Genomic DNA, 23,194 nt, shown 5'->3' on the forward strand with positions numbered 1-23,194 from the left:
AGGCAAGGCGAAAACTGGCGAGGACGCGGAGTTTACGTGTTGTAAATGAGCAGTCCGAGCCAGTTTTCAACGCAGCATTTCCGAGCGCGGTAGTTTTCACCGGGCCTGGTATGCCGGCCTTCATGAATGGATTCATATTCATTGGGATTCCTCGCCATCTTCTTCTTGCAGGGCATGCAGTTCCGGCGTGTTCGGGCTCAGGGCACCGCGCACGGCCTGTTCTTGTTTCAACAGGCGTTGGGCTTCGGCCAACCGGTCGGGCGGCAATTGCGTTTGGATTGTTTGCGCAAGCTCGGTGGCTTGCGGCGTGTTCTGGGCCAGGGCCAGTTGGCTGAAGACGTAGGCGTTCAGCGGATCAGGCTTGGTGCCCTTGCCTTGGGAAAACAGTTGGGCGATGGCGAAGTCGGCGCTGTTCTGGCCGTTGCGCGCAGCGGTCAACAGATGGTCGAGGGCCTTCTGCGGATAGACCTTGCCCAGGTAGCCACGGCGATAGATCTGGCCGAGGTAGTAATCGGCGGCGACTTCACGGCCGACGGCTTTCTGGAAATGCTCCTCGGCGACCTTGGCGTCGGCCGGCACCAGTTTGCCTTCGAAGTAGAGCTTGCCCAGCAACAGCTCGGCGCGTGGCTGGTCGGCGGCGCGGCCATTGTCCAGGTACTTCATCATCTGGTCGACGTCGCCCAGTTCGGGGAAGTCGTAGATCAACTGCGCGAGGGTGACCCACGACGCCGGGTAGCCCGGGGCGATCGGCTCGAGCAGCGATTGCGCGGTCTTCTCGTCGGTCTTGCCCAGGGTCGCATCGGCGAGCACGCGGGCGACGCTGTCGACGCGCTGCGCCGAAACGCTGCCGCGAGCGTGAGCCGCTTGCATCTGCTTGATCAGCTCGGCCTGTTGTTCTGGCTTGGCCTGTTTCTGGTACACCGTGGCCAGTTCGACGTAGCAGATGTCACTGGTATTGAGCGCGGCCTTGCAGATCTTTTCCACGTCATCCAGATGCTGGTCGTAGGTGCCCTGGGTGCGATAGAGCAGCACTTGCGCCAAGCCGGCTTCCGGCTTGTTCTCGGCACGCCATTGGCTGATCTGCTGCTGGGCGTTCACGTTGGGAAAGCTGTGCGGGTATTGCAGGTACAGCATCGCCAGCGGAATCAGCGTGTTGCCTTCGCCCGCAGCGGCGGCTTTTTTCAACAGGGTTTCGGCTTCGTGCTGCTCGGCTTCGGTGGAACCGGGTTTGGCCACCAGCAGGCGACCGAGGCGTGCCTGGGCGCGCGGCGAAACGCTGGCCGCGGCGCGGTAAGTCGCCTCGGCCTGTTTCATCTGCGCCGGGTCACGGCTGTCGACCTGGATATCGGCCAGGCCGACCTGCGCTTCGCTGTAGCCCAGGTCTGCCAGTTGCCGATAGTTCGCCGCCGCGGTGGCGGTATCGCCGCGCTTGAGCGCTTCGTTGGCCAGGCGCTGGTCGGGGAGGCCGGCGCAGCCGGCCAGGCTCACCGCCAATGCCAGTGAGCACACCATATGACCCCTGTGGGAGCTGGCTTGCCAGCGATGCGGGCGACTCGGTGTTTCAGAGGGACCGCATTGATCCCATCGCTGGCAAGCCAGCTCCCACAGGGATCGCGGCGTTTTCAACAGACTGATAATGGTCACAGGCATGTCCTCGACTTAAAGACCGACAGCCATGGCTTTGTCGATCAGCCAGTTCAGGTTCGGGCCACGGTCGCTGTTCACTTCCACCGGGCGGCCGGCGAGGGAGCTGTCCAGGGTTTCGTCCGGCTGGATCAGCACACGGATGTCCGACGACAGGTCGGCGCTTTTCAGGCTGGTGCTGCTGACGATCTTGCCGGTGCGGCTCTTGTCCTCGCCGGCGATCTGGAAGCGCACCGAAGTGCCCGGGCGTACGTCGCCGAACTGGCGATAGGAGAAGCGCGCTTCAACATTGGCTTCGCTGTTACGCGGCACCAGTTGGAAGATCACGTCGCCCTTGCTGGCGTACTGACCGTTGGCGACCATTTGCTGGGCCACGGTGCAATCGCAAGGCGAGGTCAGGGTGCCGGTCATCTGCTTGCCGAACAGTTCTTCAACCTTGGCCGGCTGCAGTTGGTCTTCGTCCAGATGGCCCTTGAGCACGTCGAGCATGCTGGTGCTGAAGGTCGCCAGCGGTGCGCCCTTGGCGGCCACGCCGTCGGCTTTCACCAGGCTCTGTACGGTGCCGTCGCGGGGCATGGTGATGTTCACGCCCGGTACGCTGACCAGACCGGCCTGGGCGTGGCTGACGAAGTACATGCCGTACACCGATTTGAAAACAAAACCGAAGGCGGCCAGACCGACAACGAAGACCCCCAGGCTGAAGGTCACGGCTTTCATGCGGCCGAACGCGGTCATGCCGTGGCCGCCGTCCTTCATTTTGCGCGCCTTGGTGAAGTTGTCGCGCTGCAGGGTCGCCAGCATTTCACCCACGCTGACGATGTCGCCGGCCAGGTGCGAAGTGATCAGGTGACGCAGGGTCGAGATGTCCCGTGGTTCCAGGTTCTGGAACTGGCAGCCGGCGCGTCCGGTCTCGCGGTCGAAGGAGCGGACCTGCAACTCGACGTCCATGGCCAGGCCGAGGTTGTCGATGACGAATTGCAGGCGGGCCTTGTACACATCGCCAATTTTCAGCGGCAACTGACCGGCGTTGAACGCCAGGCCACCGGCGGACAGGTCGATCACCCGGGCTTCGACCGGCGTCCGGTCAGGGCCGAAGAAACGCAACTTGGCCGGGATTTTCACGCGGGCGTGTTGGCGCTGGGCTTCGGATTCGTGCACTACGTTGGCGTTGACGGCGGTATTCATAAGGGCGATTTCCTGGTTAATTCAATAAGGGGGCGGTCAGACCATCAACAGCAGCACGGCGACAAAAATGCTGCCGGCAGAGAAGGTCATGGTCCGAGACGACCAGGTGTTGAACCAACGTTGAAAGCTGGCGAGATCACGGGTCAGAGAAGTGGGTTGGCGAGTCCAGGACTGTTGGTCGAGGCGGAAGAACACGTAGATCTTCACCAGCGCGCCGACGATCTGGTTGTAATAGAGAATCGCCGGGTAGGCCGGGCCGATCCGGTGTCCGGAGCACGACAGCAACAAGGTCAGGATGAACCGGGTGATGCCGATCCACAGCAGGTACACCAGGATGAACGCGGTGCCGTACTTGAAGCTGGCGATCAGCGCCACGGTCAGGCCCAGCAGCGAGGTCCACATCGACACGCGCTGGTCGAACAGCACCACCGAAGTGAACACGCCGAGGCGTTTGATCCCCAGGCCCAGGGCACGGGAGTTCTGCCGCAGGTTGTTGCCGTACCAGCGGAACATCAGTTTGCGGCTGGCCTTGATGAAGCTCTTTTCCGGCGGGTGTTCAACGGTGTTGATCGCCGCGTCGGGCACGTAGAAGGTGTCGTAGCCCAGGCGCATCAGGCTGAACCAGCTCGACTTGTCATCGCCTGTAAGGAACTTGAAGCGACCCAGGCGCCAGTGTTGCAGCGAGTCGCTTTCCACGTCGGCGATGAATTCCGGGTTGGTGACCACGGTGGCACGGAACACCGACATGCGTCCGGTCATGGTCAGCACGCGCTTGGACAGGGCCATCGAGCACATGTTGATGTGACGCTGGGCGAAACGCAGCTTGTGCCATTCGCTCATGATGTAGCCGCCGCGCACTTCGCAAAATTCGTTGGTGGTCAGGCCGCCGACATTGCCGAACAACTGGAACCACGGCACGGTCTTGCGCACCACGCCTTCGCCGAGCACGGTGTCGCCATCGATCACCGCGACCACGGCGCGATCGTCCGGCAGGTGCCGGGAGATGGCGCGGAAGCCGTAGGCCAGGCCATCGCGCTTGCCGGTGCCGGGAATGCGCACGAAGTCGAGCTTGACCCGGGCCGGTGGGTTCATCCGGTTCCACAGGCTTTTGACCAGCAGCTCATCGGACATTTCCACGATGGAGCAGACCACGGTGGTCGGCAGGTCGCAGTCGATGGCTTCGCGGATCACCGAGCTGTAGACCTGCGCAGTGGTCAGCGCGTCGATACGAAAGCTGGTGACCATCAGGAACACGTGGGACGGGTCAGCCGCTTTGCCCAGCTTGCGCACTTTGCGCCGCAGGTGCGGGTAGACGATGTACAGAAAAATCATGCCGCGCACAAAGTGCGTGGCACCCATCGAGTAGCGCCAGATACCCACGGCGCCAATCAGGAAAATGAAGTCCTTCGACTCGGAGTCGAACGTGGACACGGGCAACGCCATGGCGAGGCCCATCAGTAAACTCAGGTAGAACAGCCAACCGGCGGCCTGGAGTAGGCCGTGCTTTAGCCTGTGCATAATCTGCATCCGTCTAGATCTCGGGTTAACGCAGGCGTACAAACCTGTAGGAGCGAGCTTGCTCGCGATGGTCGCCAACGATGACGCTGGGTATCTGATACCCAGCGGTGTTCTCAGGTGCATCGCGAGCAAGCTCGCTCCCTACAGAGGGCTTACCAGCAGATCCCTTCGGTGCGGCCGCTGACGCTGGTGGCCTTGGACATGAAGCCGACCAGGTCGATCACCTGCTTGCCTTGCGGAACGTTCTGCACCAGGGCGCGGAATTTTTCGTCACGGTTGCCGAGGATGATCACGTCGGAGTTGTTGATCACGTCGTCGAAGTCCGCGTTGAGCAGCGACGAAACGTGAGGGATCTTCGACTCGATGTAGTCCTTGTTCGCGCCGTGAACGCGGGCGTACTCGACGTTGCTGTCGTAGATGCTCAGGTCGTAGCCCTTGCCGATCAGCATTTCCGCCAGGTCAACCAGCGGGCTTTCGCGCAGGTCGTCAGTACCGGCCTTGAAGCTCAGGCCCAGCAGGGCGACTTTGCGTTTGTCGTGGCTGGAAACGATGTCGAAAGCGTTCTGCACCTGGGATTCGTTGCTGCGCATCAGCGAGTTGAGCAGCGGTGCTTCCACGTCCAGGGAGCCGGCGCGGTAGGTCAGTGCACGCACGTCCTTTGGCAGGCACGAGCCGCCGAAGGCGAAGCCCGGGCGCATGTAGTACTGGGACAGGTTGAGGGTCTTGTCCTGGCAGACCACGTCCATCACTTCGCGACCGTCGACGCCGACCGCCTTGGCGATGTTGCCGATTTCGTTGGCGAAGGTGACCTTGGTGGCGTGCCACACGTTGCAGGTGTACTTGATCATCTCGGCGACCGCGATGTCCTTGCGGATGATCGGCGCGTCGAGCTCTTCGTACAGCGATTGCAGAACGTCACCGGACGCTTTGTCGAACTCGCCGATGACGGTCATTGGTGGCTGGTCGTAGTCGGCGATCGCGGTGCTTTCGCGCAGGAACTCAGGGTTCACGGCCACGCCGAAATCAACACCGGCCTTCTTGCCGGAGCAGTCTTCGAGAATCGGGATGACCACGTTGGCCACGGTGCCCGGCAACACGGTGCTGCGCACGACGATGGTGTGGCGGGTGGTCTTGTCACGCAGGACAAAACCGATTTCGCGGCACACTGCCTCGATGTAGTTCAGTTCCAGGTCGCCGTTCTTTTTGCTCGGCGTGCCCACGCAGATCATCGACAAGTCGGTGTCGCGAATCGCCTCGGCGAAGTTGGTGGTGCCACGCAGGCGACCGGTCTGGATGCCCTGGGCCAGAAGTTCGCCCAGGCCTGGTTCAACAATCGGCGATTTGCCGGCATTGATCATATCGATCTTGTCTTTGGCCACATCGACGCCAACGACGTCATGACCCCGTGCAGACAGGCAACCGGCACATACTGCGCCAACGTAACCCAAACCAAATATGCTGATGCGCATCGCAATTACCTCTGTATTGATCAAGCCATTAGATGGCCGGAGTTAATGGTGTTCAGCGTGTTTTAGTGCACTCGCAAGTGCGCCTTACAGGCGCAGCAATGCCCTGTGTTGGCATATAAGTTACGAGTGTCTAAATAAATGCACTCAAGGGGTGCGCAACTAGGCCTTGTTGTTATGATTTGCCCTGTTATGCAGCCGATCCTCCTTTCGAAGGATGCAGGTGCAACGGCCTTGCACGCTTGATGTCAGGCCGAAAGCCCGTAGATCAAGCGGTTGGGTGCTCGGGTGAGCACGTTTATAGGGGCGCTGCCGTGGCCTTGTAGGGGATAGTCATACCGCGTTATCTCCTGTCCGCTCGCTGTTGTTCAAATCAGTGATTAGTCAGCGCAAGTTATTATTGCAACTTCGCTACAAGAATCGCTTATCTGCGTAAGTTATCTCGTACAGGCTCGGCGAGAATCGTTACCGGTGGTATGAACGGCGCGTTTGGACATAGTTCCAGTCCGCTCATCGTGAAATCTGAAATTTCTTGAAATATTGAGAAAGATGGCACTGCTCTCAAATTGATAGCACTTGCCGTTTGGCCCTTTATATATAGGCGGATAATTGGGGCGGATAGTTTTTTGCCACTACCGTTAAAAAAAGTCAGTGCCACTACGCAAAAAAATGATTGAAGTCGAGTGAAACTAAAGTTAGGAAAACGATCGATGGTTTTTTGACGCCAATAGGCTGGCGATCTGGAGGGGGAATTGTCGGACGATCAATGGGCAGCGCATGAGGGGTTTTTCGCTCATGCGCCGACCGGCTGCATCACTCTGGTGCGTGATCGCGCAGAAACACCAGGTTGTCCGGTTTGGACTGTTCAGCGCTGTAGCGATAGCCTTGAACGTCAAATTGCTTGAGGGTGGCCGGATCGTTGATGCGCTCTTCGATGACGAAGCGGCTCATCAAGCCCCGGGCCTTTTTCGCGTAGAAGCTGATGATCTTGTACTGGCCGTTCTTCAGGTCCTTGAATTCGGTATTGATGATGCGTGCGTTCAAGGCGCTGCGCTTGACCGCCGAGAAGTACTCGTTGGACGCCAGGTTGAGCAGCACGTCATCGCCTTGATCGACCAGGGCTTCGTTCAGCCATTCGCTGATGCGTGTACCCCAGAAGGCATACAGGTCCTTGCCCCGGGCGTTGGCCAGCCGGGTGCCCATTTCCAGGCGATAGGGTTGCATCAGGTCCAGTGGGCGCAGCAGGCCGTACAGGCCGGACAACATGCGCAGATGCTGCTGGGCATAGTCGAAATCGGCTTCGCTGAAGGTTTGTGCATTCAGGCCTGTGTACACATCGCCCTTGAAGGCCAGCAGCGCCTGCTTGGCGTTTTCCGGGGTGAACGCGGGCGTCCAGCTGCCGAAACGCGCGGCATTGAGCCCGCCGATCTTGTCGGAAACGTGCATCAATTCGCTGATCTGTGCCGGTGACAACTCGCGCAACTGCAGGATCAGCTCCTGGGAGTGGTCGAGGTATTGCGGCTGAGTGAAACGCTGGGTCGCCGGCGGTGTTTCATAGTCGAGGGTCTTGGCGGGTGAAATCACCATCAGCATGAAGTCGTCTCCTTTAATCGTGGCCGCGATTCTAGGGGGTTGTCGGCCTTGACTCCAGCTATCGGGGTAATAGGTGATGGCCGGTGGCCTTGCACCAAACCCTGTGGGAGCGAGCTTGCTCGCGATAGCGGTCTGACATTCGGAAAAGATGTTGGCTGATGCACCGTCATCGCGAGCAAGCTCGCTCCCACAGGAGATTGGGGTTGCTGCGGGAATGAGGTCCGCGATCAGCTATAGTGCCGCGCGGGTTTTGTTATGGAGACATCCCATTGCGTATCGCTTTGCTCATCTCGATCTGGCTACTGAGCTTCGGCGCCATCGCGGCACCGGGCGATGTGGCGACGCTTGATCGCAGCACCTGGCCAGAAAAGCTCGTCAGTCCAACGCTGTTCGACGTGGCGTCGAGGGCCGAGATCCTCATGTTTTCCAGTGTGCTGTTGGCCAGCGAATCGCTGGATGAACCCGCCCTGGCCCAGCGCCTGGGCTTGCGTACGATCAACCTGGAATCGGTCAACCGGGTTCGCCAGCATCTGTGGCAACGGCTGCTGGCCAACTACAACTACGCCCAGCAGAGTTGCGACCAGGATGCCTCGTTCTGTTTTCTGGTCGAAGACATGCCCACCCTGCGCGAACAAGCCGCCAGGTTCCAGGTCAGTGCAGACAGCTACTACATCAAGTGGGCCGAACCGAGTCGTGTGTTCCACACCCAGTACCTGGACGAACAATTGCGCAAGGCCGCCCTGTTCCCGCAAACCAGCAGCGAAGTCGATCATTTTGGCGACTATGAGCGCTCCGGCGAAGGGATGCACGACCGGCTGTTTCTGCTGACCTTCGACAGTGCTGCCAACGCCGCGCCGGACAACACCGCCTGGGTCGCCGAGTACCTGCGCAAGTCGAACATCAGCGGGACGTTCTTCGTCCTCGGCAAGGACATCCAGTCCCGTTTGACCGAGCAATCGGTGAGTCACCTGCAAGCGACCTACTCGACCCAGTGCATCGGCGTGCAAGGCTGGGAATTTCGCTCCCACAGTCACTGGCAGGACTGGCAGGACTCGGTGCGCCGCAGCGCCGAACTGGTCAAAAGCAAGCTGCCGGAGAACTTCGTGCCACTGTTCCGTCCGCCCGATGGCCAGCGCCGTTCCGATGCCGAAGGCTTCTTCAAGGCTCAGGGTTTGCAGGTAGCCCTGTGGGACATCGACGCCCAGGACGGCGCCGGCAAACTCAAGGGCAACCCGAGTGCGCAACGGGTGCTGACCCTGATGCTGCTGTGGCGGCACGGGGTCATCAATTTCAACGTGAAACAGGAGGGGGTGAAAACGGCGTTGCCGTGGCTGGTCACGCAAACGGCGCCGGTCGGGATCGGTTGGGAGGATTGCCAGGATGCGTTTCGCTGAAACGACCAGACCCAGTAAACATTGGGTTTTTGGCGATCTCGCAGGGGGATTCGTTGCAGGTTGACTTCCGACTGTAAACGGGTGATGGCAGTCCGCCAAGTGTTATTGGTCACTCTGAAAAATAAACTTCAAAAAAGCGTCAAAGTATTTTTTTTGTCACACGTTTTGGAGTATTACGAAGACAGACCGCCGAAACCTGCAACACAGGTGGCGTCTCCCAAGACCCCGCCATGCAGGCAAAACACTTGAGTCCCCGCAGGTGTATTCGGCAGTCACTTCGAGGCGCAGCACCGTCAGGGTATTGCGTCGAATGGCTCCCACAAAGGTGACCGAGTATGGATGATCACGGACGTAGCTCTTCTTCCAACCAGCCAATCCTTTATGTACTCGATACCAACGTATTGATTCACGATCCAAACGCCCTGCTCAACTTCGAAGAACACCACGTCGCGATCCCGATGACCGTGCTTGAAGAGCTCGACAAGCTCAAGAGCGGGCATCACAGCGTTGCCGCCGAATGCCGCCAGGCCATCCGCCTGATCGACAAGACCCTGGGCGATGCCTCACCCGAGGACGTCGAGCAGGGTGTGCCGATCCAGCGTGGCAAAAGCGGACCCAAGGGTTTGCTGTCAATTCTGATGAGCAAGCATGCCGAGCCGAACCTGATTCTGCCCGAGCACCTGAATGACAACAAAATCATCAACCAACTGATCGATCTGCACACACGCGACCCGAAGAAGCCCGTGGTGCTGGTCACCAAAGACATCAACATGCGCCTCAAGGCGCGCGCCTGCGGGATCGCGGCCGAGGACTACAGCACCGACCAACTGGTCGATGACGTGTCCTTGCTGCCCAATGGCTACCACAACATGACCGGCTCTTTCTGGGACCGTGTAAGCAAGGTCGAAACCCGTCAGGACCACGGTCGCACCTGGCATCAGGTGCAGTTGATCGACAACCTGCCGGCGGTGCACATCAACGAGTTCATCATTGATGAACAGGGCTTTGTCGGCTGGATCAAGGAGATCGAAGAGGACCGCTTGCTGATCCTCGACCTGCACCAGGAACCGCTGCTGCATCAGGAGGCCTGGGGCCTGAAACCGCGTGATATCTATCAGAGCCTGGCGTTGTACGCCTTGCTCGATCCGGACATCCACCTGGTCAACCTGTCGGGTGCCGCAGGCTCGGGTAAAACCATCCTGGCGCTGGCCGCTGCGATCGAGCAGACCATGGTCAGCAAACGTTATCGCCGCATCATCGCCACCCGCAGCGTGCAGGGCCTGGACCAGGAAATCGGCTTCCTGCCCGGCACCGAGGCGGAAAAAATGGAGCCGTGGCTGGGCGCCATCACCGACAACCTCGAAGCCTTGCACATGGATGACGAAAGCACCCATGGCAGCGTCGACTACATCCTCAGCAAAGTGCCGTTGCAGTTCAAATCCCTCAACTACATCCGGGGTCGCAGCTTCCAGCAGAGCCTGATCCTGATCGACGAATGCCAGAACCTCACGCCGCACCAGATGAAAACCATCATCACCCGTGCCGGCGCCGGTTCCAAAGTGGTGTGCCTGGGCAACCTGGCACAGATCGACACCCCTTACCTGTCCGCGACCAGCTCCGGGCTGACCTACCTCACTGAACGCTTCAAGGACTTCCCGAACGGGGTACACATCACCCTGCAAGGGGTGCCACGTTCGATCCTGGCCGAATACGCCGAATCGCATTTGTAACCCTTCACCCAAACCGGGCGGCCTTCGCGGGCCGCCCGGTTTTTTATGCCCGACACATAACCCCTGTAGGAGCGAGCCTGCTCGCGATGGACGTGAACGATAATGCGTGTTGCCTGAATGACCACGTTGTCCTTGCGTTTTTCGCGAGCAGGCTCGCTCCTACAGGGGGATGTGTGGACCGATAATCGTGCGTGCGAAAAATTGACCCACAGGTTTACAATCGACGCTCCTGATCAGGAGTAATCCCGTGCTGACTCATCTCGATTCCCAAGGCCGCGCCAACATGGTCGACGTCACTGAAAAAGCCGTGACGTTCCGTGAGGCGACGGCCCAAGCGCTGGTGCGCATGCTGCCCGAGACCCTGCAGATGATCGTCAGCGGCGGCCATCCCAAGGGTGATGTGTTTGCCGTGGCGCGCATTGCCGGCATCCAGGCGGCGAAGAAAACCAGCGATCTGATTCCCCTGTGCCATCCGCTGATGCTGACCGGCGTCAAGGTCGAGCTCAGTGCCGAAGGCGACGATTCGGTGCGCATCGTGGCGCGCTGCAAGCTGTCCGGGCAGACCGGCGTCGAGATGGAAGCCCTGACCGCCGCCAGTGTCGCCGCGCTGACCATCTACGACATGTGCAAGGCCGTGGACCGTGGCATGACCATCGAAAGCGTGCGTCTGCTGGAGAAGGTCGGCGGCAAGAGCGGACATTTCCAGGCGGACCAGCCATGAACGTGACCGTGAAGTTTTTCGCCCGTTATCGTGAAGCGCTGGGGCTGGACTCGGTGAAGGTTCAAGGTGATTTCGCTACCGTTGACGACGTCCGGGCCCTGTTGGCCCAGCGTGACGGTGCCGAGGTCTTGAGCGAGCAGAACCTGATGTGCGCCCGCAATGAAGACCTCTGCCAGCTCGACGAGCCGGTCAGCGAGGGCGATGAAGTGGCGTTCTTTCCGACTGTGACCGGAGGCTGAACCATGGCCATTCGCGTGCAGTCCACGCCGTTCGATCCGGGCGCCGAGGTCAACGCCATGCACGACGCCAATGTCGGTGTGGGTGCGGTGGTGAGCTTTGTCGGCTATGTGCGCGACTTCAATGACGGCCTGGACGTCGCCGGGATGTTCCTTGAACACTATCCCGGCATGACTGAAAAGGCCCTGGGCAAGATCGCCGTCGAGGCCGGGCAGCGCTGGCCGCTGCTCAAGCTGGAAGTGCTGCACCGCATTGGCGCCTTGGAACCGGGCGAGCCGATTGTCTTCGTCGGCGCGGCCAGCGCCCATCGCCAGGCGGCATTCGATGCCTGCGCCTTTGTCATGGATTACCTGAAAACCCGCGCGCCGTTCTGGAAGAAAGAAAACACCAGCGACGGGCCGCGTTGGGTGGAAGGGCGTGACAGTGACCATGCGGCGGCGGATCGCTGGAAGCAGTAGTTTCTGCGGCGTTCTTTAGTCCGTCTTCGCGAGCAAGCCCGCTCCCACAGTGGATCTGGTTGAACACAAATTTTGTGTACGACACAGAACCCTGTGGGAGTGGGCTTGCTCGCGAAGGGGCCATCTGACTCACCCAATACCTTGCAGAACCACCACCCGACCATCGGCCGGCACGGGCTGTATTTGCCTCATTGACGATTTATACATAAAAGTCCAGTATGGAATTATAAGTACAAAAAAGGTTTCCACCCCGTTTCAGCTTTTTCTTCTGTCTTGCCAAACCAACAACAACCGCGAGAAAACGAACATGAAGAAGTTCCCCCTCATCACCGGTCTGGCCCTGAGCCTGTTGGCGTGCAGTTCTGTGTTCGCCGCCGAGAAAACCCTGCGCATCGGCATCGAAGCCGCGTATCCACCCTTCGCTTCGAAAACCGACAAAGGCGAGATCGTCGGTTTCGACTATGACATCGGCAATGCCCTGTGCGCCCAGATGAAGGTCAAGTGTGTGTGGGTCGAAGGCGAGTTCGACGGTCTGATTCCTTCCCTGAAGGTGAAGAAAATCGACATGGCGCTGTCGTCCATGACCATCAATGAAGACCGCAAGAAGTCGGTGGACTTCACCCACAAGTACTATTTCACTTCGTCGCGCCTGGTGATGAAGGACGGCGCGGTGGTGGATGACCAGTACGCCAGCCTCAAGGGCAAGACCGTCGGCGTGCAGCGTGCCACCACCACCGACCGTTACGCCACCGAGGTGTTCGAGCCCAAGGGCATCAACGTCAAGCGCTACAGCAACAACGAAGAAATCTACATGGACCTGGCGGCCGGTCGCCTCGACGCGATTTTTGCCGACACCATTCCACTCAATGACTTTCTGTCGATGCCGCGTGGCAAGGGTTACGCCTTTGTCGGGCCTGAGCTGAAAGATCCGAAGTATGTGGGCGAGGGTGCGGGGATTGCCGTGCGCAAGGGCAACACCGAGTTGGTCAGCGAGTTGAACACGGCCATTGATGGCATTCGTGCCAGTGGTGAGTACCAGAAGATTTCGGACAAGTACTTCAAGTCCGACATTTACGGCGACTGATAGTCCGCTTTCGCGAGCAAGCCCGCTCCCACAATGGATCTCTACCAAACACAGATTTTGTGTTCGACGCAGAACCAGTGTGGGAGCGGGCTTGCTCGCGAAGAGGCCAGATCCAGCAATACAAATCTCAGGGCCTAGCCCTTCAATTCCTTCAAATGCTTGTACACCGTCGCCCGGCCCATGTTCAGCACATTGGCGACGTAGTTCGAGGCGCTTTTGCCCTTGAACGCGCCTTCGGCGTGCAACGCCAGCACCAGCTCACGTTTGTGGTCGCGGGTCAGCAGGTTCAGGCTCAACTGACGTTCGCGCAGCCAGGCGTGGAGGAAGGTGTTGATCCGCTCCTGCCAGTCATCGCGGAACAGTGCATCCGGTTGCGGGATCAGCTTGGTCGGCGACAGGAACAGGTCCAAAGCGGCCTTGGCATTTTCGAACAGCGAAATATTCAGGTTGATGCACAGCACCGCCAGCGGATGACCTTCGCTGTCGCGCAGCACCGTGCTGAGGCTGCGAATCTTCTGGCCATCCCAATTGAGCTTTTCATACGGCCCGATGTTTCGTTCGCTGACATCGTCGCTGAGCATGTCTTCCAGCGCCGAGTCGTCGCCGATTTCCCGCTTGGACAGGTTGTTGGCGATGTAGTCGACCTTTTGCGTGCGCAGGTCGTGCAGCACCACTTCGGCGTGGGGGAAAAACAACGTGGCGATGGCGTCGGCGATCGCGTGGAAGTTATCCAGGGACGTGTCGTCCAGGGCCGAGTCTTTTTCGGGGGCGTTCATACAGTGGAACTCCAGGCAGCGTCAGCGCCCCATCAAAGGGGCGCTGAAAGTGTGCCGTAATCGTGGGGGCACGTCACCTGAGGATCAGGCTCAGCCGAGGCGGGCAGGGGAGAGCATGTCGGCATTCAGGCCGAAACGACCGAGCGACTCGGGCAACGCTGCACCGCGCACCAGAGCGGCGCTGGCCTGGCCCATGGCCGGCGACGTCTGGATGCCATACCCGCCTTGCGCCGCGACCCAGAACAGCCCCGGCACCTGTGGATCGAAGCCGGACAGCAAATCGCCGTCGCTGACGAAGCTGCGCAGGCCGGCCCAGGTGCGGGTCGGGCGGCGAATGGTCAGGGTCGTGGCCTCTTCGATCTGGTAGATGCCCATGGCGATGTCCAGCTCTTCAGGCTGTACGTCATGGGGCTCCACCGGGTCGGCGTTGGCCGGCGAACCAAGGAACATCCCGGCGTCGGGTTTCATGTAGAAGGATTCGTCGAGGCTGACCAGCATTGGCCAATGATGGATGTCCACGCCCTCCGGGCCGGCGAAGATGAACGCGGCGCGGCGTTTCGGTTGCAGGCCCAGGGGCCTGGCGCCAGCCAGTTCGCCGATCTTGTCGGCCCAGGCGCCGGCGGCGTTGATGATGACCGGGGCGTTGAAGGTCTGAGTGCCGGTCTGGACGTGCCATGTACCCTGGTCATCGCGGCTCAGGCTGACGACTTCGGCGTCGGTGTGGACTTCGCCCTGATTGCGGCGGATGCCGCGCAGGTATCCCTGATGCAGGGCATCGGTGTCGATGTCGGTGGCGGTCGGATCGTAGATCGCGCCGTGGACTTTTTCCCGGCGCAGGATCGGTACCAGCGCGCAGGCCTCGTCGGTGCTGAGCAATTGCATCTCCGGCACCGTGGCTTTCGCGCTCTGGTATTGCCTGTTCAGTTCGTCCGGGTCGCCGGTGAAATCCACGGTCATTTCACCGCGTGGCGTCAGCAACGGGTGTTCGCAGAAACCGCTGGGCGGATTGTCGAAAAAATCCCGGCTGGCCAGGGTCAGTGCGCGAACTTGCGGGGTGCCGTAGGCGGCGGTGTACAGCGCCGCCGAACGTCCGGTGGAATGGTAGGCCGGATGGGATTCGCGTTCGAGTACGATCACACGGCCATGCTGCGACAGCCAGAAACCGGTGGAAGCGCCGGCGATACCGCCGCCGATGATGATGAAATCTGCCTGGCTCATGAACGTCTCCTGAAAGAGCACAAATGGCTAGTCCCTGTAGGAGCCGGCTTGCCGGCGATAGCATCACCGCGGTTTATCTGATGGACCGCGGCGTCTGTATCGCTGGCAAGCCAGCTCCTACAGGTTTGTGAGGTTAAGGCTGCAAGCGGTAGATCGCATTGGCCAGCGCAATGTCTTCCAGGCCCAGGCCGATGGAGCGGAAAAACACATGCCGATCGTAACCGGGGCGCTGGACTTTATCGCTGAGCAGGTCCGGCAGATCGCCGACAATTGCGCTCTTGTCCCAGCCGTGTTGTTCGCCGGCGATCAGCATTTCACCGGCCGCGCCCGGGGTGGTCAGGCGATAGTCGCAGAACACCTGCATGTCATTGAGGCTTTGCGGCGGCACTTCGTGGGCACGCGGGGCGTTGGTACTGATGGAGGTGATCAGCGCCGGTTTACGCAAGCTCGACGGATCGATCACCGGACCGGCGGATGAGGTGCAGAGCATGATCACGTCGGCGTCCTGCACGGCAGCTTCGCGACTCTCGACGATGTTCAGGCGTGGCTCGATGTTTTTCAACAGGCTCACGGTTTGAGCATCCTCGCTCAGGTTCGGCGCGTACAGGCTGATGCTCTGCCAGTCGCGCAGGCCTTTCACGTAATGCAGGTGCGCCTGGGCCACTTTGCCGCTGCCGATGATGGCCAGGCGATTGGCAGTCAGCGGCGCGAGGGCATCGACCGCCACGGCAGTGGTCGCGGCGGTGCGTGCGGTGGTCAGTTCACCTGCGTCGCACAGCAATAGCGGCTGGCCGGTCTGCATCGACATCAGCACAGTCCACGCGGTCACCAAGGGTCCCTGCTCACGGACGATGTACGGCGAAGTCTTGATGCCGTACACGCCGTCTTCGGCCAACACCCCCAGGTAGTTGATGAAGTCGCCGGCGCCCTGGGGAAATTCCACCAGTTGTTGTGCCGGTTGCACGGCTTGCCCGGCCGCCAGGTCACGGAACATTTTGCGCAGGATCTGCGGCACGTCGACCTGCGCCAGCCACTCGCGAGCCTGGTTCTGGTTGATCACTTGGGGCGTATTGGACATGGTCGGCTCCGGGACTGAAAGTAAACTAATTTGTCCATTATGGACTTTTAGTTGTATCTCACAATATCCGGGCGAAAAAAAAGCGCAGTCCGTTTCCGGCTGCGCTTGTCTTTTCAGCGTCGTTTAATGTGGACGCTTGCGCTCAACCGCCCGCAACAGATGCGTCGGTGGTGTTTCACAGCTGATCTTGCGCCCCAGTTTTTCCTCGATGGACGGTAACTGGTAGGAGTCGTCTTCACCGGCAAAGCTGATGGACACACCGTCGGCGCCAGCACGCCCGGTCCGTCCGATGCGGTGCACGTAGTCGTCGGGCACTTCCGGCAGGGTGAAGTTGATCACGTGGCTGATGCCGTCGATGTGGATACCGCGACCGGCCACGTCGGTGGCGACCAGGACGCGGATCTTGCCTTCGCGGAAACCTTCGAGGGTCTTGATGCGCTTGTGCTGCGGCACGTCGCCGGACAGTTGCGCGGCGTTGATGCCGTCGCGCACCAGGCGTTCTTCGATGCGCCGCACTTCATCCTTGCGGTTGGCGAACACGATCACCCGTTCCCAGCCATTGTCGTTGACCAGGTTGTAGAGCAGTTTGTATTTGTCGGCAGCGGCCACGGCGTAGATATGCTGCTCGACGTTTTCGTTGGCCACGTTGGTGACTTCGATTTCGACGATGGCAGGGTCGGTGGTCCATTGCTTGGCCAGGTTCATCACGTCTTCGGTGAAGGTCGCGGAGAACAGCAGCGTCTGGCGCTCGGCCTTCGGCGGCGTCTGGCGAATGATCTGGCGCACTTGCGGGATGAAGCCCATGTCGAGCATGCGGTCGGCTTCGTCCAGCACCATCACTTCGACCATGTCCAGATGCACGTCGCCGCGCTGGTTGAAGTCCAGCAGGCGGCCCGGCGTGGCCACCAGGATGTCGCAGTGGCGGGCTTCGAGGTGCTTGAGCTGCTTGTCGAAGTCCATGCCGCCGACGAAGGTCATGACGTTGAGGCCGGTGTACTTGGTCAGGTCGGCGGCGTCCTTGGCGATCTGCACCACCAGTTCGCGGGTCGGCGCGATGATCAGTGCCCGTGGCTCACCCATGTAGCGCTCTTTCGGCGGCGGGGTTTGCAGCAACTGGGTGATGATCGAGATCAGGAATGCGGCGGTCTTGCCGGTACCGGTCTGGGCGCGGCCGATGGCGTCTTTGCCAGCGAGGGTGAAGCCCAGCACCTGTGCCTGGATCGGTGTGCAATACGGGAAGCCCAGGTCTTGGATGGCATGCATCAGTTCAGGGGCCAGCTTGAAATCGTGGAAGCGGGTTTTGCCTTCCTGGGGCTCGACAACGAAGTCTTCGAGTTTCCATGGGATGACCGGCGCCTTGGGCTTGGGTTCGCGGCGCGGTTTAGCGGGTTTCGGCGTTTCGCTGAGCGGCTGTTCCGGGGCTGCTATCGCCACAGGCTGGGCAGCGGGTGCGGGCTTCGGCTCATGCTTGGGTGCCGCCGTGGTGGCGGCCCGTTCAGGCTGATTACCGTCGGTGCGGTGGCTGGGAGCGTGAGACGGAGCGCTGGGGACTGGCGCGAGTTGCTCAGTCTCGCTTTTACCGAACATTTTCTTGAGTGCTTTGAGCACGGTCATCTCATCAATTGGTTAAGGAATGTACGCCGGCCAGTGTAATGCAAGAATCGGGCGCGGCGTAGTGGGATGGATCAAAGGGGCCTTTTAAACAAAGAAAGGAACCTGAAGGGTTAACGCAAGCGCTCGGTGAGCCAGGCGCCGATGTCGCGAATTTCCTCGGGTAACACTTCGTGGCCCATTGGGTATTCCTGCCATGTCACGGTGACACCACGATGCTTAAGGTGCTCGTAGGCGCTGCGTCCCATCGAGTTCTGCACCACATCGTCGTATTGGCCGTGCATCGACAGTACCGGTATGCGCTGCTGGCTGGCGGACAGTTCCAGATCGTCACTGAAGGTCGGTGCATAAGTAGAAAGGGCAACGACGCCTCCCAGCGGTCCCTGCCACTTCAGATACGCGGTGTGGAACACCACGGCACCGCCCTGGGAAAAACCGGCCAGAAAAATCCGCGAGGCGTCTATTCCGCTGGCCTTCTGCAATTCGATCAGTTCGATGATCCAGTTGGCAGACTCTTCCAGTTGCTCGCGGTTGATCGCGCGCGCGGGGCTCATGGCCAATATGTCGTACCAGCTCGGCATCTCGTATCCGCCGTTGATGGTGACGGCACGGCTCGGCGCCTGGGGCAAAACAAAGCGGGTGCTCAACAGGGATTCCTGCAGGGCTTCGGCCACGGGCAGGAAGTCGTAGCGATCGGCACCCAGGCCGTGCAGCCAGATAACGCAGGCGTCTGCGGTCTTGACGGGTTCAAGAATCAAGGGGTTGGTCATGGCTGCTCCAAAAGTGTGCGTGCGCGCTCATTGAGTGCGAGGGCTGAGTGCGTGACTGGTTGATCAGTTACGAAGATGTCGCAAGGTTACAAGTTTTGCTATTGACCTGCAGCTGAACCGCTTCGGCGAGCGGTCTGGTACGGGCTTTGCTATGGCGAACTCTGTATGAAAAATCCTACGCCTGTCGGTAACACTATCAGGCCGAGGTTGTTAGTGGGATTGAAAAGAATCCGGTGATGGATGTTCGCCAAAGGCCGATACGGGGCTTCGCGAACGTGAAAGGGCTACAGCCCGTTCGGCCGACTGGTGAGAGTGAGTTTTCCATGACGTGGATTTTCTCCTACTAGACTCATAGCTAACGTCTTACGTCGGTTGACCCCAAAACAAGCCAACACGGGTCGACTACGCCTCAAAAGGGTGCGACAGGACTCACGCTCCGACACAACAAGAGCAAAACTGGAGGTTTGAATGAAGATGTTGAAATCCACCCTGGCTATCGTGACTGCAGCCGCGGTACTCGGTGTCAGCGGGTTTGCCCAGGCGGGTGCAACCCTGGATGCAGTGATGAAGAAAGGTTTCGTGCAGTGTGGCGTCAGCGATGGCCTGCCAGGCTTCTCGGTTCCGGATTCCACCGGCAAGATCGTCGGTATCGATGCTGACTACTGCCGTGCAGTGGCGGCGGCTGTCTTCGGCGACGCGACCAAGGTCAAGTTCAGCCAGTTGAACGCCAAGGAGCGCTTCACCGCGCTGCAGTCCGGCGAAATCGACATTCTGTCGCGCAACACCACCATGACCAGTTCCCGTGACGCGGGCATGGGCCTGAAATTCCCGGGCTTCATCACCTACTACGACGGCATCGGCTTCCTGGTAAACAACAAGCTGGGCGTGAAAAGCGCTAAAGAGCTGGATGGTGCAACCATCTGCATCCAGGCCGGTACCACTACCGAGCTGAACGTTTCCGACTACTTCCGCGGCAACGGCCTGAAATACACCCCGATCACCTTCGACACCTCCGACGAAAGCGCCAAGTCGCTGGAATCCGGTCGTTGCGACGTACTGACCTCCGACAAATCCCAGCTGTTCGCCCAGCGCAGCAAGCTGGCTTCGCCGAAGGACTACGTGGTTCTGCCGGAAACCATTTCCAAGGAGCCCCTGGGCCCGGTCGTGCGTAATGGCGACGACGAGTGGCTGGCCATCGTGCGCTGGACTGGCTACGCCATGCTCAACGCTGAAGAAGCCGGCATCACTTCGAAGAACGTAGAAGCCGAAGCCAAGGGCACCAAGAACCCAGACGTTGCCCGTCTGCTCGGCACCGACGGTGAATACGGCAAAGACCTGAAAGTGAAGAAAGACTGGGTCGTGCAAATCGTCAAGCAAGTGGGCAACTACGGCGAAGTGTTCGAGAAAAACCTCGGCAAGAGCACCCCGCTGGAAATCGACCGCGGGCTGAACGCTCTGTGGAACGCTGGCGGCATTCAATACGCACCACCAGTGCGCTGATGGTTCTATCACCCGGTGGGCCAACCACCGGGTGATGTTCTGTTCCATTATTTCCGGGGCACTTCATGCAAAATTCAATCGGCGCACCTAAGCAGAGGCTCAGCCTCAGCGATCCACGAGTGCGTGCGTGGGTATTCCAGATCATCACGATTATCGGGGTGGTCTCGCTGGGCTGGTATCTGTTCGATAACACCCAGACCAACCTGCAGCACCGGGGCATTACCTCCGGTTTCGACTTTCTGGAGCGCAGTGCCGGTTTCGGCATCGCTCAACACCTGATCGACTACACCGAAGCGGACACATACGCCCGGGTGTTTGTCATCGGCCTGCTCAATACGCTGCTGGTGACTTTCATCGGCGTGATCCTGGCGACGATCCTGGGTTTCATCGTGGGTGTGGCGCGGCTGTCGAAGAACTGGATCATCGCCAAGCTGGCGACGGTGTATGTGGAAGTTTTCCGCAACATTCCGCCGCTGCTGCAGATCCTGTTCTGGTACTTCGCGGTGTTCCTGACCATGCCGGGGCCGCGCAACAGTCACAATTTCGGCGACACCTTCTTTGTCAGCAGCCGTGGTCTGAACATGCCGGCGGCGTTGATGGCAGATGGTTTCTGGCCGTTTGTGGTCAGCGTTGTAGTCGCCATCGTCGCCATCGTGCTGATGAGTCGTTGGGCCACCAAGCGCTTCGAAGAAACCGGCGTGCCGTTCCACAAGTTCTGGACCGGCCTGGCGCTGTTCCTGGTGATCCCGGCCTTGTGCGCACTGATCTTCGGCGCGCCGCTGCACTGGGAAATGCCGAAGCTGCAAGGCTTCAACTTCGTCGGTGGCTGGGTGCTGATCCCGGAACTGCTGGCGCTGACACTGGCCCTGACCGTGTACACCGCGGCGTTCATCGCCGAGATCGTGCGCTCGGGCATCAAGTCGGTCAGCCACGGCCAGACCGAAGCGGCGCATTCCCTCGGCCTGCGCAACGGTCCGACCCTGCGCAAGGTGATCATCCCGCAAGCCCTGCGCGTGATCATTCCACCGCTGACCAGCCAATACCTGAACCTGGCGAAGAACTCCTCGCTGGCGGCCGGTATCGGTTATCCGGAAATGGTCTCGCTGTTCGCCGGGACCGTGCTCAACCAGACCGGCCAGGCGATCGAGGTGATTGCGATCACCATGAGCGTGTACCTGGCGATCAGTATCAGCATTTCCCTGCTGATGAACTGGTACAACAAGCGCATTGCGCTGATCGAGCGGTAAGGAAAAGCGCATGAGCACTCATACTTTCAAACCTGACATGCCACCACCGAGCAGCAGCATCGGTGTGGTGGCGTGGATGCGCGCGAACATGTTCTCCAGCTGGCTCAATACCCTGCTGACCCTGTTTGCGTTCTACCTCATCTACCTGGTGGTGCCGCCGATCCTGCAGTGGGCCATCCTCGACGCCAACTGGGTGGGCACGACCCGCGCCGACTGCACGAAGGACGGCGCCTGCTGGGTGTTCATCCAGCAGCGCTTCGGCCAATTCATGTACGGCTACTACCCGCCGGAACTGCGCTGGCGAGTGGACCTGACCGTGTGGCTGGCGGTCATCGGCGTGGCCCCGTTGTTCATCTCGCGCTTTCATCGTAAAGCGGTGTATGGCCTGAGCTTCCTGGTGTTGTACCCGATCATTGCCTACTTCCTGTTGCACGGCGGCATCTTCGGCCTGACCCAGGTAGCGACCAGCCAGTGGGGCGGCCTGATGCTGACCCTGGTGATCGCCACCGTCGGCATCGCCGGTGCGCTGCCGCTGGGGATTGTCCTGGCCTTGGGGCGTCGTTCGAACATGCCGGCGATTCGGGTGGTCTGCGTGACCTTCATCGAGTTCTGGCGCGGTGTGCCGTTGATCACGGTGCTGTTCATGTCCTCGGTGATGCTGCCGCTGTTCCTGCCTGAAGGCATGAACTTCGACAAGCTGCTGCGGGCCCTGATCGGCGTGATCCTGTTCCAGTCGGCCTACGTGGCCGAGGTGGTGCGCGGTGGTCTGCAAGCGATTCCCAAGGGGCAGTACGAAGCGGCTGCAGCGATGGGGCTGGGCTACTGGCGCAGCATGGGCCTGGTGATTCTGCCGCAAGCCCTGAAACTGGTGATCCCCGGCATCGTCAACACCTTCATCGCGCTGTTCAAGGACACCAGCCTTGTGATCATCATCGGCCTGTTCGACCTGCTCAACAGCGTCAAGCAAGCCGCCGCCGATCCGAAATGGCTGGGCATGGCCACCGAAGGCTATGTGTTCGCCGCCCTGGTGTTCTGGATTTTCTGTTTTGGTATGTCGCGCTATTCCATGCATCTGGAACGCAAGCTCGACACAGGCCACAAGCGTTAGGAGTTCTTTTATGAGCGAAGCAAATAAAAAGCCTGTGAGCCCTGAAGGCATTATTCAGATGCAGGGCGTGAACAAGTGGTACGGCCAGTTCCACGTGCTGAAAGACATCAACCTCAACGTCAAGCAGGGCGAGCGTATCGTGTTGTGCGGCCCGTCGGGTTCCGGCAAGTCCACCACCATCCGCTGCCTCAACCGCCTGGAAGAACACCAGCAGGGCCGCATCGTGGTCGATGGCGTGGAACTGACCAACGACCTCAAGCAGATCGAAGCGATCCGCCGCGAAGTCGGCATGGTGTTCCAGCATTTCAACCTGTTCCCGCACCTGACCATCCTGCAGAACTGCACCCTGGCGCCGATGTGGGTGCGCAAGATGCCCAAGCGCAAGGCCGAGGAAATCGCCATGCACTACCTGGAACGCGTACGCATTCCGGAGCAGGCGCATAAATACCCGGGGCAGTTGTCTGGCGGTCAGCAACAGCGTGTGGCGATCGCCCGCGCGCTGTGCATGAAACCGAAAATCATGCTGTTCGACGAGCCAACGTCGGCTCTCGACCCGGAGATGGTCAAAGAGGTACTGGACACCATGATCGGCCTGGCCGAAGACGGCATGACCATGCTCTGCGTGACCCACGAAATGGGCTTCGCCCGCACCGTGGCCAACCGCGTGATCTTCATGGACAAGGGCGAAATCGTCGAACAGGCCGCGCCGAACGACTTCTTCGATCACCCTCAGAACGAGCGCACCAAGCTGTTCCTGAGCCAGATCCTGCATTGATCGAACCCAGGCACTGAAATAAACCCGGACATGTTCCGGGTTTATTTTTTGGTTCTGCGCGCAATCCCGGGAAACTGTAGG

Annotated in this window: 20 protein-coding genes; 10 read left to right on the forward strand and 10 right to left on the reverse strand. The window is 59.9% G+C overall.

Going from position 1 to position 23,194, the window contains the following annotated elements:
- Positions 1-138: 138 nt before the first annotated feature.
- From algK to yaaA, 5 genes are all read right to left on the reverse strand, one after another.
- Positions 139-1,650: an alginate biosynthesis TPR repeat lipoprotein AlgK gene (gene algK, locus AB7M25_RS05735; RefSeq protein ID WP_429518562.1), complete on the reverse strand. Its 1,512-nt coding sequence runs from the start codon at positions 1,648-1,650 to the stop codon at positions 139-141.
- A 9-nt stretch (positions 1,651-1,659) separates the two neighbouring features.
- Entirely contained in the window at positions 1,660-2,829 is a 1,170-nt protein-coding gene (locus AB7M25_RS05740) for an alginate biosynthesis protein Alg44 (RefSeq protein WP_104449337.1), read from the reverse strand.
- A gap of 36 nt (positions 2,830-2,865) precedes the next feature.
- The gene (gene alg8, locus AB7M25_RS05745; RefSeq protein ID WP_371319511.1) at positions 2,866-4,347 is read right to left on the reverse strand and encodes a mannuronan synthase; all 1,482 of its coding nucleotides are present in this window, start codon (positions 4,345-4,347) and stop codon (positions 2,866-2,868) included.
- Between the two features lie 152 nt (positions 4,348-4,499).
- Positions 4,500-5,816, reverse strand: coding sequence for a nucleotide sugar dehydrogenase (locus AB7M25_RS05750; RefSeq protein ID WP_429385093.1), 1,317 nt, complete (start codon positions 5,814-5,816; stop codon positions 4,500-4,502).
- Positions 5,817-6,626: 810 nt separating this feature from the next.
- The gene (yaaA, locus tag AB7M25_RS05755; protein ID WP_007972655.1) at positions 6,627-7,406 is read right to left on the reverse strand and encodes a peroxide stress protein YaaA; all 780 of its coding nucleotides are present in this window, start codon (positions 7,404-7,406) and stop codon (positions 6,627-6,629) included.
- Positions 7,407-7,675: 269 nt separating this feature from the next.
- On the opposite strand from yaaA, the gene AB7M25_RS05760 reads away from it, so the two are divergent.
- The 6 genes from AB7M25_RS05760 (at position 7,676) to AB7M25_RS05785 (ending at position 13,030) form a co-directional block, all read left to right on the forward strand.
- A complete protein-coding gene (locus AB7M25_RS05760) occupies positions 7,676-8,800 on the forward strand; it encodes a polysaccharide deacetylase family protein (protein ID WP_429385090.1) in 1,125 nt (374 codons plus the stop codon).
- Between the two features lie 335 nt (positions 8,801-9,135).
- Positions 9,136-10,530, forward strand: coding sequence for a PhoH family protein (locus tag AB7M25_RS05765; protein WP_007972659.1), 1,395 nt, complete (start codon positions 9,136-9,138; stop codon positions 10,528-10,530).
- 247 nt (positions 10,531-10,777) lie between these two features.
- The gene (moaC, locus tag AB7M25_RS05770; protein WP_034148967.1) at positions 10,778-11,251 is read left to right on the forward strand and encodes a cyclic pyranopterin monophosphate synthase MoaC; all 474 of its coding nucleotides are present in this window, start codon (positions 10,778-10,780) and stop codon (positions 11,249-11,251) included.
- Positions 11,248-11,490, forward strand: a complete 243-nt coding sequence (gene moaD, locus AB7M25_RS05775) for a molybdopterin converting factor subunit 1 (protein WP_007989957.1) — start codon at positions 11,248-11,250, stop codon at positions 11,488-11,490. Before moaC ends, moaD begins: the two co-directional genes overlap by 4 nt.
- A 3-nt stretch (positions 11,491-11,493) precedes the next feature.
- Positions 11,494-11,946, forward strand: coding sequence for a molybdopterin synthase catalytic subunit MoaE (moaE, locus tag AB7M25_RS05780; protein ID WP_429561052.1), 453 nt, complete (start codon positions 11,494-11,496; stop codon positions 11,944-11,946).
- Between the two features lie 307 nt (positions 11,947-12,253).
- Positions 12,254-13,030, forward strand: a complete 777-nt coding sequence (locus AB7M25_RS05785; protein ID WP_015096730.1) for an ABC transporter substrate-binding protein — start codon at positions 12,254-12,256, stop codon at positions 13,028-13,030.
- 134 nt (positions 13,031-13,164) lie between these two features.
- On the opposite strand, the gene AB7M25_RS05790 is transcribed toward AB7M25_RS05785, so the two are convergent.
- The 5 genes from AB7M25_RS05790 to AB7M25_RS05810 form a co-directional block, all read right to left on the reverse strand.
- Positions 13,165-13,806, reverse strand: a complete 642-nt coding sequence (locus tag AB7M25_RS05790; protein WP_007972668.1) for a helix-turn-helix transcriptional regulator — start codon at positions 13,804-13,806, stop codon at positions 13,165-13,167.
- Positions 13,807-13,896: 90 nt separating this feature from the next.
- On the reverse strand, positions 13,897-15,024 hold the full coding sequence (locus AB7M25_RS05795) for an NAD(P)/FAD-dependent oxidoreductase (RefSeq protein ID WP_429385081.1): 1,128 nt from the start codon (positions 15,022-15,024) through the stop codon (positions 13,897-13,899).
- Positions 15,025-15,157: 133 nt separating this feature from the next.
- Positions 15,158-16,102 carry an ornithine cyclodeaminase family protein gene (locus AB7M25_RS05800; protein ID WP_429385078.1) on the reverse strand — a complete coding sequence of 315 codons (945 nt, stop codon included), beginning with the start codon at positions 16,100-16,102 and terminating at the stop codon, positions 15,158-15,160.
- A 123-nt stretch (positions 16,103-16,225) separates the two neighbouring features.
- Positions 16,226-17,716, reverse strand: a complete 1,491-nt coding sequence (gene rhlB, locus AB7M25_RS05805) for an ATP-dependent RNA helicase RhlB (RefSeq protein ID WP_429385076.1) — start codon at positions 17,714-17,716, stop codon at positions 16,226-16,228.
- 110 nt (positions 17,717-17,826) lie between these two features.
- The gene (locus tag AB7M25_RS05810) at positions 17,827-18,483 is read right to left on the reverse strand and encodes an alpha/beta hydrolase (RefSeq protein ID WP_429561050.1); all 657 of its coding nucleotides are present in this window, start codon (positions 18,481-18,483) and stop codon (positions 17,827-17,829) included.
- A 468-nt stretch (positions 18,484-18,951) separates the two neighbouring features.
- Here AB7M25_RS05810 and AB7M25_RS05815 point away from each other — a divergent pair, with 468 nt between their 5' ends.
- The 4 genes from AB7M25_RS05815 to AB7M25_RS05830 all read left to right on the forward strand — a co-directional run bounded on the left by AB7M25_RS05815 (position 18,952) and on the right by AB7M25_RS05830 (position 23,113).
- Entirely contained in the window at positions 18,952-19,983 is a 1,032-nt protein-coding gene (locus AB7M25_RS05815; protein ID WP_007972676.1) for an amino acid ABC transporter substrate-binding protein, read from the forward strand.
- A 65-nt stretch (positions 19,984-20,048) separates the two neighbouring features.
- Positions 20,049-21,230 (forward strand): amino acid ABC transporter permease, encoded by a 1,182-nt coding sequence (locus tag AB7M25_RS05820; protein WP_104449325.1) that lies wholly within the window; start codon positions 20,049-20,051, stop codon positions 21,228-21,230.
- Between the two features lie 10 nt (positions 21,231-21,240).
- Positions 21,241-22,338 (forward strand): amino acid ABC transporter permease, encoded by a 1,098-nt coding sequence (locus AB7M25_RS05825; RefSeq protein ID WP_429385067.1) that lies wholly within the window; start codon positions 21,241-21,243, stop codon positions 22,336-22,338.
- Positions 22,339-22,348: 10 nt separating this feature from the next.
- Positions 22,349-23,113 carry an amino acid ABC transporter ATP-binding protein gene (locus tag AB7M25_RS05830; protein ID WP_104449323.1) on the forward strand — a complete coding sequence of 255 codons (765 nt, stop codon included), beginning with the start codon at positions 22,349-22,351 and terminating at the stop codon, positions 23,111-23,113.
- Positions 23,114-23,194: the final 81 nt, after the last annotated feature.

The sequence above is a fragment of the Pseudomonas sp. AP3_22 TE3818 genome (assembly GCF_053628995.1).